Origin of the sequence: Rhizobacter sp. Root1221 (assembly GCF_001425785.1) — a bacterium.
Classification (GTDB): Bacteria; Pseudomonadota; Gammaproteobacteria; order Burkholderiales; family Burkholderiaceae_C; genus Rhizobacter.
Genome location: NZ_LMDI01000056.1, coordinates 37,772 through 50,180 on the forward strand (window position 1 = coordinate 37,772; position 12,409 = coordinate 50,180).

Sequence of the window (12,409 nt, forward strand, 5' to 3'; positions counted from 1 at the left end):
CGCCGGGATGACGTGTGTGTGAAAACAAAAGAGACAGGACATTCCCATGCGTGAAGGCACTGCCCACCTGATCCGCCGCGAGGACTACACCGCGCCGGCGTACTGGATCCGCTCCGTCGACCTGACGTTCGAGCTCGATCCGGTCAAGACGCTCGTGATCAACCGCATGCAGATCGAGCGCAATGCCGACCAGCCGGTGCAGCCGCTGCGCCTGCATGGCGAGGACATCACGGTGACGCGGGTGCTGGTCAACGGCGAGTCGGTGTCGTTCCGCACGGAAGACGGCCAGCTCGTGATCGACACGCTGCCCGACACGCCGTTTTCGCTCGAGATCCGCAACATCTGCGCGCCCGACAAGAACACGAAGCTCTCCGGGCTGTACCAGTCCGGCGGCGGGCTCTTCACGCAGTGCGAGGCCGAGGGCTTTCGCCGCATCACCTACTTCCTCGACCGCCCCGACGTGATGGCGGTCTACACCGTCACGATGCGCGCGTCGAAGGCCGACTACCCGGTGCTGCTGTCCAACGGCAACCTCGTCGAACACGGTGACCTCGACCGCGGCCGCCACTTCGCCAAGTGGCACGACCCGTTCCCGAAACCGAGCTACCTGTTCGCGCTGGTGGCCGCCGACCTCGTGGCCCGCGAGCAGCACATCCGCACGCGCGCCGGCAAGAACCACCTGCTGCAGGTGTACGTGCGCCGGGGCGACCTGGAGAAGACCGAACACGCGATGAACTCGCTGATCGCGAGCGTGGTGTGGGACGAAGCGCGCTTCAAGCTGCCGCTCGACCTGGAGCGTTTCATGATCGTCGCCGTGGGCGACTTCAACATGGGCGCGATGGAAAACAAGGGCCTGAACATCTTCAACACGAAGTTCGTGCTGGCCACGCCCGCCACCGCCACCGACGTGGACTACGCCGGCATCGAAAGCGTGGTGGGCCACGAGTACTTCCACAACTGGACCGGCAACCGCATCACGTGCCGCGACTGGTTCCAGCTGAGCCTGAAGGAAGGCCTCACCGTTTTCCGCGACCAGGAATTCAGCATGGACATGGCCGGCAGCGCCACCGCCCGTGCCGTCAAGCGCATCGAGGACGTGCGCCAGCTGCGCCAGATCCAGTTCCCCGAAGACGCCGGCAGCATGGCCCACCCGGTGCGCCCCGACAGCTACGTCGAGATCAACAATTTCTACACCGCCACCGTCTACGAGAAGGGCGCCGAAGTCGTGCGCATGATGCAGACGCTCGTGGGCCGCGAGGGGTTCGCGCGGGGCATGACGCTGTACTTCGAACGTTTCGACGGCCAGGCCGTGACGTGCGACGACTTCGCCCAGTCCATCGCCGACGCCAACCCCGACAGCGAACTCGCGCGCCAGCTGCCGCAGTTCAAGCGCTGGTACAGCCAGGCCGGCACGCCGCGCCTCGGTTCGCGCGGCCGCTTCGACGCGCCCAGCCGCACATACACGCTGAGCCTCGAGCAATCCGCCCTGCCCTCGCCTGGCCAGGCCGACAAGGAGCCCTGCGTCATCCCCGTGGCGATGGGCCTCGTGGGCCGCGACGGCAGCGCCATCCCGCTGCAGCTCGAGGGTGAGGCCGCGCCGGTGGGCACGGAACGGGTGCTCGTGCTGAACCAGGCGCGCAACTTCTACACCTTCATCAACGTCGACGTGGAACCCGTGCCGTCGCTGCTGCGCGGTTTTTCCGCGCCGGTGGTGCTGAACGACCACCTGGCCGATGCCGACCTGCTCACGCTGCTGCAGCACGACCCGGACCCGTTCAACCGCTGGGAAGCCGGCCAGCGCCTGGCGCTGAACCGCCTGCTCGCCGCCATCGGCAGCGACACCCCGCTCGAACTCGACGCCGCGTTCACCGACGCCCTGCGCGCGGTGCTGCGCCACCCGGAACTCGATGCCGCGTTCAAGGACCTCACCCTCACGCTGCCGAGCGAAACCTACCTCGCCGAACAGCTGCCCGTGGTGGACCCGCAGAAGGTCCACGTGGCGCGCGAATCGATGAAGCTGCAGCTCGCGCAGGCGCTGCGCGACGACTGGGCGTGGGCCTTCAACCACCACCAGGTGACGGGCGGCTACTCGCCCGACGCGGTCTCGTCGGGCAAACGCGCGCTCGTGAACCTGAGCCTGTCCATGCTGTGCCTGGCCGCGGCGGCCGACGGCGACACCGTGTGGCCGGGCCGCGCGTACCAGCGCTTCAAGGACGCCGGCAACATGACCGACCGCCTCGGTGCGCTCGGTGCACTCACCGCGTCACACGCCGAACTGGCCGAACCCGCACTCGAACGGTTCCACGCGCTCTTCAAGGGCGACGCGCTCGTGATCGACAAGTGGTTCGCGCTGCAAGCCAGCACACCCGAGAAGGATGGCCGGGTGTTCGCCCGCGCGAAGCAGCTGCTCAAGCACCCCGACTTCTCGCTGAGGAACCCGAACCGCGCGCGCAGCCTGATCAGCGCGCTGTGCATGAACAACCCGGCAGCCTTCCACCGGGCCGATGCCGCGGGCTACGTGTTCTGGGCCGACCGCATCATCGAGCTCGACAGCATCAACCCGCAACTCGCCGCCCGCATGGCGCGCGTGATGGACCGCTGGAGCGCCCTCGCCGAACCCTACCGCGCCGCCGCGCACGCCGCGCTGCAGCGCGTTGCCGCGAAGGCCGACCTCTCCAACGACGTGCGCGAGATCATTGGCCGCGCACTCCAGCAAGCCTGAATTTTCAGCCTAGAGGACTTATCCAATGACCAAACGCATCAGCCTCACCCAGTACCTGATCGAGCAGCAGCGGTTGCACGGGCACATCCCGTCGCAGCTGCGCCTGCTGATCGAGGTGGTGGCCCGCGCCTGCAAGCGCATCAGCATCAGCGTCAACAAGGGCGCGCTCGGTGACGTGCTCGGCACGGCCGGCAGCGAGAACGTGCAGGGCGAGGTGCAGAAGAAGCTCGACATCATCGCCAACGAGGTGCTGATCGAAGCCAACGAATGGGGCGGTGCACTCGCCGCCATGGCGAGCGAGGAAATGGAAGGCATCTACGTGGTGCCCAACCGCTACCCGCAAGGCGAGTACCTGCTGCTGTTCGACCCGCTCGACGGCTCGAGCAACATCGACGTGAACGTCAGCATCGGCACCATCTTCTCGGTGCTGAAGAAGCCCGACGGCGGCCACGGCGTGAGCGAAGGCGACTTCCTCCAGCCGGGCGACCAGCAGGCCGCGGCCGGCTACTGCGTGTATGGCCCGCAGACCACCCTCGTGCTCACCGTGGGCGACGGCGTGGCCATGTTCACGCTCGACCGCGAGCAGGGCTCGTGGGTGCTGACCGCCGACGACGTGCAGATCCCGGCCGACACCAAGGAATTCGCGATCAACATGAGCAACATGCGGCACTGGGCCCCGCCGGTGAAGCAGTACATCGACGAATGCCTGGCCGGCAAGACCGGCCCGCGTGGCAAGGACTTCAACATGCGCTGGATCGCCAGCATGGTGGCCGACGTGCACCGCATCCTGACCCGCGGCGGCGTGTTCATGTACCCGTGGGACCAGCGCGAGCCCGAGAAGGCCGGCAAGCTGCGCCTGATGTACGAGGCCAACCCCATGAGCTTCCTGATCGAGCAGGCCGGTGGCGCCAGCACGAACGGCCACGAACGCATCATGGGCCTGCAACCCGCGAAGCTCCACGAGCGGGTCAGTGTGGTGCTTGGCTCGAAAAATGAAGTGGATCGTGTCACCCAGTACCACTTGAACGCCAAAAGCTGAAAATTCTGATCTATAATCGAGGGCTTCACAGGTCCTCGGACTGCAGTGAAACGCCGGTGTAGCTCAGTTGGTAGAGCAGCGCATTCGTAATGCGAAGGTCGGGAGTTCGACTCTCTTCTCCGGCACCAATGCCAAGGGCCCTGCAACTGCTGCAGGGCCCTTTTGCTTGGGGCGCAAGCGGCGTGTGGACTCGTCCAGCGTGTCGGCCATGGCATTCACCCGCGTCGCCAGGCGACCCAGCTCGTCCCCACGGGTGACGGTCCGTCGGGGTCATGCAGCAAGGTCAGCGATAGTCCTCTTCGCGTTGGTGCCGAACCGCCAGCACCACGATGCTCGATGAACTCGCGATTTCGTAGAGCGCGACGTACCCGGTAGCGCCGAACGGGATGATGAGGTCCCGCCGCGTCGGGCTCTTGCCAGCTTTGCGGAAGCTGTAGGGCGTTGTGGCCAACTGGTTCAGAGCGACCGAGCGGACGGCCTCGATGGCGGCCTGGGCCAAGTCGAGGTCTTCAACCGTCTCGGCCCTGTCGAACAAAAAGTCAAAGAGGCGCGTCAAATCGTCGTCGGCCGCCGCACTGAAGCGAACGGCGAACTTCATCCGCCAAGCTGCTTGCGTTTGGCGTTCAGCTTCGCCTGCAGCTTGACCAAGACTTCATCCGCGGACACAGACACGCCGGTGCTTTGGTAGTGCTCCCAGGCGACTTGGCCGCGCTCATGGAAGCGCGTTTGCACACGCCGGAACTCGACGGCGCTGCGCACAGAGGCTTCGACAAACTCAGAAAGGGTCTCGCCCTGCTGCAGCACAGCTTCAAGCTCGGCGCGGAGCTCGGGCTCGACACGGACTTGGGGAATGACGGCGGACTTCATGACCAGCAGTGTATTGCGTTTGCGTTGCGCAAGCCAACCTATCTCCCGCCACACCATCCATTCCTGGGCCCGGTGCTTCGCTGCCGGGGCGGAGCATCCAAACTACCCCGGGTGGGCACCAACCTGGTCCGACTCTCAGGCCTTCTGCAACGCGGGGGCCGTCGGCACGCCGGCCAGCAACTCACCCGCAGCGCCCAGCACCCGCTCCGGTGCCATCGTCTCCAGGCACTGGCTCAGGCTGTTGTCGTGGCGATCGCAGCCAGCGCCGTTGCACGGCACGCACGCCTGGTTGCCCTGCAGCAGGATCACGTTGTTACGGCGCTGGTGGTAGCCGCTGCGTTCGTAGGGCGGGTGTGGCAGGCCGTCCACCGGCACCGGCCCCCACAGGTTCGGGTCCACCGGGCCGTACAACGCCACCACCGGGGCACCGCAGGCGGTGGCCAGGTGGGTGATCGAGGTGTCGGGGCCGATGAACAGCGCGGCGTCCGACAGCAGCGTGGCGAGCTGGTTGAAGTCGAGCCGGCCGCACACATCGAGCACGCCCGGCGCGCCGGCCAGCTGCACCACGTTGGCCACGAAGTCGCGGTCGCCGGCCGACGGGCCACCGGTGAGCACCACCTGGCGGCCCTGCCGCGCGAGCCCGGCCACCACCTCGGCACAGTGGGCGAGCGGGTATTGCTTGTAGCGCACCCGCGACGGCGTCTGCATCACCACATAGCCCGGGACCAGCCGCGAGGCGATGTCTTCCGGCAAGGGCCGCGAGGCAGGCGGAATCACCTTCGAAGGCGGCGACGGGACCCACGGCGCGAGCAGGTTCAGCTTCTCGCGCGCGGCATGGCCTTGTTGGCCGCCGAGATCCACCGAGTGCGCCAGCATGCGGCGCTTCCAGCGGCCCTTCGGCCCGGCAGGCACCTGTCCGCTGCGCGTGCGGGCGGCGATGAGCCCGTACAGGTGGGCGCGGTCGCTGTACTGGGCGATCAGCGCGAGGTCGTAGCGGCGCCACAGCGACCGGATCAGCGGCCACGACCGGCGCCAGCCCGCGCCGGGTGCCACGTTGATGAGTTCACCGATGTCCGGGTTGCCCTCCAGGATGGCCAGCGTGCCGGAGAACCCCAGCACGTCGATGCGGGCGTTCGGCCAGCGCAGCCGCGCCGCATGGACGAGCGGGGTGGCGAGCAGCACGTCGCCGATCTGCCGCGTCACGATGACGAGGATGCGCTGGAAGGTGTCGCCATCGCGCGTCGGGGCGCCGGGTAGCCGCGTCATCGGGGTGTCCCGACCGTGCCGGGGTAGAAGTCCATGGGCGCCATGTTACCGGGATGGCAACGTTGTTGCGCGAGCTGGAACCCCGCGCGGACCACAAATCGGGCGTGTCACCCCACCCCCTGCGGCCGCCGTTCACACAACCATCACACCGGCCGCGCAGCCACCACCCACGACCTTCATCGGGCCGCGCTAGAGTGGATGCATCCGCCCCGAACGCCCACCTGCGCCATGCCCCATCCCTCCCACCCCGCCCGCTGGATCGACCTGGCCACCGCCACCCGGCCCTGGCGCATCACGTCGGTGCTGCTGATGCTGGTGGTCACGGTCCTCGCACTGATGCCCACGGTGCCCCGCGACCTCTCGCTCGGCTGGGACAAGCTCAACCACGCCTCCGCTTTCTGCGCGCTGGCCATCACATGGCGGCTCGGGTTCCCGGGCAGCTGGTGGCGCTGGGTGCAGCTCGCCGCGGGGCTGATGCTGCTGGGCGGGGCCATCGAGGTGGCGCAGCATTTCGTGCCAGGCCGCCAGGCGGATGCGGCCGACCTGCTGGCCGACGGCATCGGCGTGGCCGCCGGTTTGGCAGCGGCCGCGGCGCTGGAATGGCTGCTGCGGCGGCGTTTGCCCCTGTCGCCGGTGGGGCCCCGTGCCGGTTGACGCAGAATTGGGGCCGTCACAGCTGCAGCGGAACGCCCCACCATGACTTCCCACGTTGAAACCATCACCCTTGGCGGCGGCTGCTTCTGGTGTGTCGAAGCGGTATACGAGCAGGTCGAAGGGGTGGTGTCCGTCGAGTCGGGCTATTGCAATGGCCACGTGAAGAACCCGAGCTACGAGCAGGTGTGCTCCGGCGACACCGGCCACGCCGAGGTCGTGCGGGTCACCTTCGATCCCACACGCATCGGCCTGCACCAGTTGCTGGAGATCTTCCTGGTCGTGCACGACCCCACCTCGTTGAACCGCCAGGGCAACGACATCGGCACGCAGTACCGCTCGGGCATCTACTACGAAAGCGCCGAACACGAACGGGTGGCGCGCGAAGTGCTCGGCGAACTCGCCCTGAGCGGTGTGTACAACACCCCCATCGTCACCGAGCTGGCACCGCTCGCGAACTACTCGCGCGCGGAGGAATACCACCAGCACTACTTCGCGCAGCACCCTGGCCAGGGCTATTGCGCGTTCGTGGTGGCACCCAAGGTGGAAAAGTTTCGCAAGACGTTCACACGGCACGTGAGGCAAGCGCAGTAAGATGCACCCGCCCGTCCCGCGGGCCTCCAAGCTGTCCCATGCCGATCCGTTCCCTGCGCCGCCTCACCCACCTCCGCGACTGGCTCGTCCCGTTCGCGCTGGTGCTGTTGTTGCTATCGCAGTCGATCGCGCTCGCCCACCGCATCGTCCACGCCCCCGGCCACACGGCCGTGGCGTCTGCACGCGACACCGGTCTTTTTGCCGACCACTCGGCGAACGACTGCCAGCTGTTCGACCAGCTCGCCCCCGCCGACCTCGCGCCCGCCCCCGTGCTGGCGCTGAGCTTCGCGCTCGACACGGCCCCCGCCCCGGTGGCCGAACAAGCCGCGCCGCTCACGGCCCGGCTGCGCGCGTTCCGCGCGCGCGACCCCCCCATCCCTCTCGCCTGAACCCATCCTGATGGTCCCGCCGGGCACGGTTGTGCCCGGCCGTCCGCTGATGACGGCGCCGCTTGGCGTGCGCCGTCGCGGCCCGCATTTCACGAGAGATTCCAGATGTCCCGTTCCCTGCTCCCGCGCCACACGGCGCTGGCCGGCGCGCTCGCGCTCGCCTTTGTGTCCACCGCCCGCGCGCAAGCCGCGCCGTCCGACACCGTCACCGCACTCCCGCCCGTCGTGGTCACCGGCAACCCGCTCGGCAGCACCGATGTGGCCCACCCCGCCACCGTGCTCGCCGGCGATGCGCTGGTGCTGCGCCGCGCCGGCACGCTCGGCGAAACGCTCAATGGCCTGCCCGGTGTGTCGTCCTCGTACTTCGGCCCGAACGCCAGCCGGCCCGTGATCCGCGGACTCGACGGCGAACGCGTGCGCATGCTCGGCAACGGCGCGGGGTCGCTCGATGCGTCCACCCTGAGCTTCGACCATGCCGTGCCCATCGACCCGCTGGTGGTCGACCGCATCGAAGTGCTCCGCGGCCCGGCGGCACTGATGTACGGCGGCAATGCCATCGGTGGGGCGGTCAACGCGATCGACAACCGGATCCCGAAACAACCGGTGCAAGGGGTGTCCGGCTCGGTGGAAGGCCGTGTGGGCGGGGCTGAACGCGAACGCGGCGGCGCCGCGGTGGTGGAGACCGGCAACGGTGCCTTTGCGATGCACGTCGACGCGTTCGGCCGCGACACCGAGGACTTGCGCGTGCCCAAGTACCGCCCACTCGAAGGCGGCCAGTTGCTCGACGAGACCAACCGCGTCCGCAACTCGGCCAGCCGCACGAAGGGCGGTGCCGTGGGTGGCTCGATCTTCTTTGACAAGGGCTATGCCGGCCTGTCCGTCGACACGTACGACAGCCGCTACGGGGTGGTGGCCGAACCCGACGTGACGATCCGCATGAAACGCGACCACGTGGGCTTTGCCGGGGAGGTGCGTGACCTCGGCGGTCCGTTGAAGACGGTGCGTGCGCAGGTGAACCACACCGACTACCGCCACGAGGAAGTCGAAGGCACCGGCGAGATCGGCACCACGTTCAAGACCAAGGGGTCGGAACTGCGCCTGGAGGCCGAACATGCCCCCATCGGCAAGGTGCGCGGCGTGCTGGGCGTGCAGATCGAGGACATGGACTTCTCGGCCCTCGGCGAAGAAGCCTTCGTGCCCGACACGCACACGCGCAAGCAGGCCCTGTTCGCGTTGGAGGAACTGCCGTGGGTCGGCGGCACACTGCAAGGCGGGCTGCGCGCGGAACGCGTCAAGGTGGCGTCGAGCGGTGACGCCGATCCGGCGGAACCGAAGTTTGGCGGTGCGGCCGAACGCACGTTTTCACTGGCCAGCGCGTCGATCGCGAACGTGTGGAAATTCGACACCGCATGGTCGCTGTCGGGCGGACTGAGCTACACCGAGCGCGCTCCCACGTCGTTCGAGCTGTATGCAAACGGCGTGCACGCAGCCACCGGTGCGTTCGAGCGCGGCGACACGTCGCTCGGCAAGGAAAAGGGCACAAACCTCGACGTGGCGCTGGCGTGGAAGTCGGGGCCGAACCACTTGCGCGTGGGGGCCTACACCGCACGTTTCTCGCGCTTCATCTCGCTTGATGCCTCGGGTGACGCGGTGGACATCGTGGACGGTGGCACTACCGAGTCGTTCCCCGAGTATGTGTTCCGCCCGGTGCGCGCCCGGCTGAACGGCTTCGAGATCGAAGGGGGCCACCGCCTGCTCGATGGCGCGTGGACACTCGACGCGTCAGGCAAGATCGACCTCACGCGTGGCAAGAACCTCGACAACGGCGAGGCACTGCCCCGCATCGCGCCGCTGCGCGCCACAGTGGGGCTCGATGCCGCGCAAGGGCTGTGGTCGGGCCGCGCCGAAGTGGAACACGCCACGAAACAATCGCACGTGCCGAGCACCGACCGCGAAACCCCGGGCTACTCGATCGTGAACCTGGCGCTGAACCGCCGCTTCACGTTCGGCGAGTCGAACGACGGCCTCGTGTTCCTGAAGGTGACGAACGTGGGCGACCGGCTGGCCTACAGCGCGTCGAGCATCGACACGATCCGCGGCCTGTCGCCGCTGCCGGGCCGTGCGGTGAAGGCGGGGGTGCGCGTGACCTTCTGACGAGGGGGCCGGCCTGGCGCTGTCACGGCGCCAGGCGCTCGCGCACCCACACCCCACCGTCGAGCCGGTAGTGCAGGCGGTCGTGGAGGCGCGACTTGCGGCCTTGCCAGAATTCCCAGGTGTCGGGCACGAGGCGGTAGCCGCCCCAGTGCGGCGGCCGCGGCGGGTGGATCCCGTACTTCACCGCGGCCTTCGCGGCGTTGGCCACGAGCACGGCACGCGACGAGATGACCTCGCTCTGCGGCGATGCCCACGCGCCCAGCCGCGAATCGAGCGGGCGCGAGTGGTAGTAGGCATCGGACTCCTCGTCGCTCACCTTCTCGACCGCACCTTCGATGCGCACCACGCGTTCGAGTTCGACCCAATGGAATTGCAGCGCGGCAAACGGGGCGCCGGCCAACTCGCGTCCCTTGTGGCTCTGGTAGTTGGTGAACCACACGAGACCGCGTGCATCGAAACCCTTGACGAGCACGATGCGCGTGGAGGGCCGCCCGTTGCTGCCCACGGTGGCAAGTGTCATGGCATTGGGTTCGGGGACCTGGCCGTCGAGGGCCTGCTGGAACCACAGGCTGAACTGCTGCAGCGGATCGGCGGCCGAGGCCGTTTCGTCCAGCTCGGCACGTTCATAACTCTTTCGGAGGGCGGCGATGTCGGTCATAGGTACAGTATAGGAAAACACCCCGGGGACTTACCCTGGAGACTCGTCGCTTTTCCCCTCGGGAGAAGGCCTTAAGTAATGCCCCCACTGGTCCACGCGCGTCAAACCGACCATTCTTGATACCAGAGTCCCGCCGATCCTGGACGGGGCCGAATCGTTTGAGAGCGAGGTGGCCGAATGAAACCGCGGCCAGCAGTCATCGTCCTGGCAGCAGGCAGAGGAAGCCGCTTCCACGGGATGCAACACAAGCTGACCCAGGTCATCGGCACGTCCACCGTGCTGGCGACCACGCTCGTCAACGCCCTCGCCGCCGAAATGCCGGTGCTCGTCGTGACCACCGAACCACTCGCCGAGCTGGCGAGCCACCACGTCGCCACACGCGACATCGTGCTGCTGCCCGCTGCGGGCAGCGAGGCGAGCCTGGGCCTCGGCATGGGCTACTCCATTGCGGCAGGTGTGGCCGCACGGTCCAACGCGTCGGGCTGGCTCATCCTGCCGGCCGACATGCCACTCGTCCAGCCCGCCACGCTGCGTTCGGTGGCACGCCTGCTCGACCACCATCCGGTGGCGTATGCGCAGCACCACGGCAAACGCGGCCACCCGGTGGGGTTCTCGGCCGAGTTGTACTCCGAACTCGTGCGCCTCACCGGCGACGAAGGTGCGCGGCGGCTCATCGCCCGCTACCCCTGCAAGGAGATCGAGGTGGACGACCCGGGTGTGCTGCTCGACATCGACACCCACGAGGACCTCTCGCACGTGCGGGCCACCTACGCGATGTCGCCGTTCCGCAATTCGGTGTGAGGCCGGGGCCGTCAGTCGGTGAGTGCATGCGCCCGCGCGAGCGCCACGAGGCGCTCGATGCGGCGATCGCGGATGCCCCGGCTGCGCAGGCAGCGCGCCGTTTCCATCAGGTAGGCCAGCGTGGTGCCATAACGGCCGCACGCCGTGCGGAACACCTCCAGCAGCCGGGCCTCGTCCATCGTGCCCGTGTAGTTGGGGCTCTCGCGGCTCAGCGTGAACGCCAGCGCGGTGATGGGCCCCGCATCGGTGTGGCACGGCAACCAGCGCGGGTCGTACACGCTGTTGGGCATCTCGCGTTCCCACAGGCGGGGCAGTTCGTCGTCCACGCGGTCGCGGGCGATGCGGTACACCACCCCGCGGCACGACCCGCCCGGCACCAGCGCGAACACGAGGCCCGGGCATTCCGGGGTGCCCCGGTTGATGCGTGACGTCATCTCGAGCGCCCGGTGCCAGCCGTGCACCTTGGCTGACCGCTGCTCGACCGCCTCGAACTCGGGGCGCCAGATCAGCGACGCGTAGCCGAACACCCAGAGATCCGATCGCCCACCCCAGGCCTGGCGCGCGAGCGACAGCAGGTGGGCAGGCTCTCGGTGAGCGGGTAACGGACGCAACGGGGCCACGGCATGCATGGGTTCACACTCTAGAATGAAAATCCATTCACAGGGAGTTGAACATGAGCGATCAGGAAGCACCCGAGCAAAAAATCGCACTGACCGTCATCGGGCTGCTGGTGGCCATCGTCGTGGCCGCAGTGCTTGGCCTCGGCATCTCGAAGGCCCGGCACCAACCGTCGGCCCCGGCCGCCACCACCACGGCGGCCCCGGCGGAAACAGGCGGCATCGAACGAATCTACTTCGCGCTGGGCCAGGACACCCTGCCCCCCGAAGCGGCCGACGTGCTGGCGCGCGTGGCCAAGGCCGCACGGGCCAACACCGCCTCGGTGGTGTCGGTGTCGGGGTTCCACGATGCCAGTGGTGACCTCGCCACCAACCAGGAACTCGCCAAGCGCCGCGCCCAGCAAGTGCGCCATGCCCTCGAAGCCAACGGCGTGTCCGGCCCGCAGATCGTGCTGAACAAGCCGGCGCAGACCAAGGGCGACGGCGACCCCGCCGAAGCCCGCCGCGTCGACATCCGCGTCGAGTGACGGGGCCCGGGCCCCGGCGTAGGACAAGCCGCACACGGCCAACCGGTTGCCACCGATAGGGCGCGGTCCGCGGGGAGCCTAACGTGCAGGCAGGGGCGGCATCTGCCGCACCCGTGCCGCAGGA

Annotated in this window: 13 protein-coding genes and 1 tRNA gene; 9 read left to right on the plus strand and 5 right to left on the minus strand. The window is 68.1% G+C overall.

The window, feature by feature from the left end; all coding sequences use genetic code 11:
* Positions 1-46 precede the first annotated feature (46 nt).
* From pepN to ASC87_RS26245, 3 genes are all read left to right on the plus strand, one after another.
* Positions 47-2,722 carry an aminopeptidase N gene (gene pepN, locus ASC87_RS26235; RefSeq protein WP_056669950.1) on the plus strand — a complete coding sequence of 892 codons (2,676 nt, stop codon included), beginning with the start codon at positions 47-49 and terminating at the stop codon, positions 2,720-2,722.
* Positions 2,723-2,747: 25 nt separating this feature from the next.
* Positions 2,748-3,761, plus strand: a complete 1,014-nt coding sequence (locus tag ASC87_RS26240) for a class 1 fructose-bisphosphatase (RefSeq protein ID WP_056669953.1) — start codon at positions 2,748-2,750, stop codon at positions 3,759-3,761.
* A 52-nt stretch (positions 3,762-3,813) separates the two neighbouring features.
* Positions 3,814-3,889 (plus strand) — tRNA-Thr (locus ASC87_RS26245).
* 155 nt (positions 3,890-4,044) lie between these two features.
* Here the strand turns inward: ASC87_RS26245 and ASC87_RS26250 are convergent.
* The 3 genes from ASC87_RS26250 to ASC87_RS26260 all read right to left on the minus strand — a co-directional run bounded on the left by ASC87_RS26250 (position 4,045) and on the right by ASC87_RS26260 (position 5,894).
* The gene (locus tag ASC87_RS26250; protein WP_056669957.1) at positions 4,045-4,359 is read right to left on the minus strand and encodes a type II toxin-antitoxin system RelE/ParE family toxin; all 315 of its coding nucleotides are present in this window, start codon (positions 4,357-4,359) and stop codon (positions 4,045-4,047) included.
* Positions 4,356-4,628, minus strand: a complete 273-nt coding sequence (locus ASC87_RS26255; RefSeq protein ID WP_056670487.1) for a YlcI/YnfO family protein — start codon at positions 4,626-4,628, stop codon at positions 4,356-4,358. Before ASC87_RS26255 ends, ASC87_RS26250 begins: the two co-directional genes overlap by 4 nt.
* Positions 4,629-4,763: 135 nt before the next feature.
* Positions 4,764-5,894, minus strand: a complete 1,131-nt coding sequence (locus ASC87_RS26260; RefSeq protein WP_056669960.1) for a glycosyltransferase family 9 protein — start codon at positions 5,892-5,894, stop codon at positions 4,764-4,766.
* Between the two features lie 228 nt (positions 5,895-6,122).
* On the opposite strand from ASC87_RS26260, the gene ASC87_RS32250 reads away from it, so the two are divergent.
* From ASC87_RS32250 to ASC87_RS26280, 4 genes are all read left to right on the plus strand, one after another.
* A complete protein-coding gene (locus tag ASC87_RS32250) occupies positions 6,123-6,548 on the plus strand; it encodes a VanZ family protein (protein WP_056669962.1) in 426 nt (141 codons plus the stop codon).
* A 42-nt stretch (positions 6,549-6,590) separates the two neighbouring features.
* On the plus strand, positions 6,591-7,139 hold the full coding sequence (gene msrA / locus ASC87_RS26270; protein WP_056669965.1) for a peptide-methionine (S)-S-oxide reductase MsrA: 549 nt from the start codon (positions 6,591-6,593) through the stop codon (positions 7,137-7,139).
* 38 nt (positions 7,140-7,177) lie between these two features.
* Positions 7,178-7,528, plus strand: coding sequence for a hypothetical protein (locus ASC87_RS26275; RefSeq protein WP_056669968.1), 351 nt, complete (start codon positions 7,178-7,180; stop codon positions 7,526-7,528).
* 105 nt (positions 7,529-7,633) lie between these two features.
* Positions 7,634-9,682, plus strand: a complete 2,049-nt coding sequence (locus tag ASC87_RS26280; RefSeq protein WP_056669970.1) for a TonB-dependent receptor — start codon at positions 7,634-7,636, stop codon at positions 9,680-9,682.
* Between the two features lie 22 nt (positions 9,683-9,704).
* Here the strand turns inward: ASC87_RS26280 and pdxH are convergent, their stop codons facing one another.
* Complete coding sequence (gene pdxH / locus ASC87_RS26285) at positions 9,705-10,340, minus strand: pyridoxamine 5'-phosphate oxidase (RefSeq protein WP_056669976.1); 636 nt, start codon at positions 10,338-10,340, stop codon at positions 9,705-9,707.
* Positions 10,341-10,577: 237 nt separating this feature from the next.
* Here pdxH and ASC87_RS26290 point away from each other — a divergent pair, with 237 nt between their 5' ends.
* Positions 10,578-11,141, plus strand: coding sequence for a nucleotidyltransferase family protein (locus ASC87_RS26290; protein WP_235582305.1), 564 nt, complete (start codon positions 10,578-10,580; stop codon positions 11,139-11,141).
* 11 nt (positions 11,142-11,152) lie between these two features.
* On the opposite strand, the gene ASC87_RS26295 is transcribed toward ASC87_RS26290, so the two are convergent.
* A complete protein-coding gene (locus ASC87_RS26295) occupies positions 11,153-11,770 on the minus strand; it encodes a gamma-glutamylcyclotransferase (protein ID WP_056669982.1) in 618 nt (205 codons plus the stop codon).
* Between the two features lie 44 nt (positions 11,771-11,814).
* Here ASC87_RS26295 and ASC87_RS26300 point away from each other — a divergent pair, with 44 nt between their 5' ends.
* Positions 11,815-12,285: an OmpA family protein gene (locus ASC87_RS26300; protein WP_056669984.1), complete on the plus strand. Its 471-nt coding sequence runs from the start codon at positions 11,815-11,817 to the stop codon at positions 12,283-12,285.
* Positions 12,286-12,409: the final 124 nt, after the last annotated feature.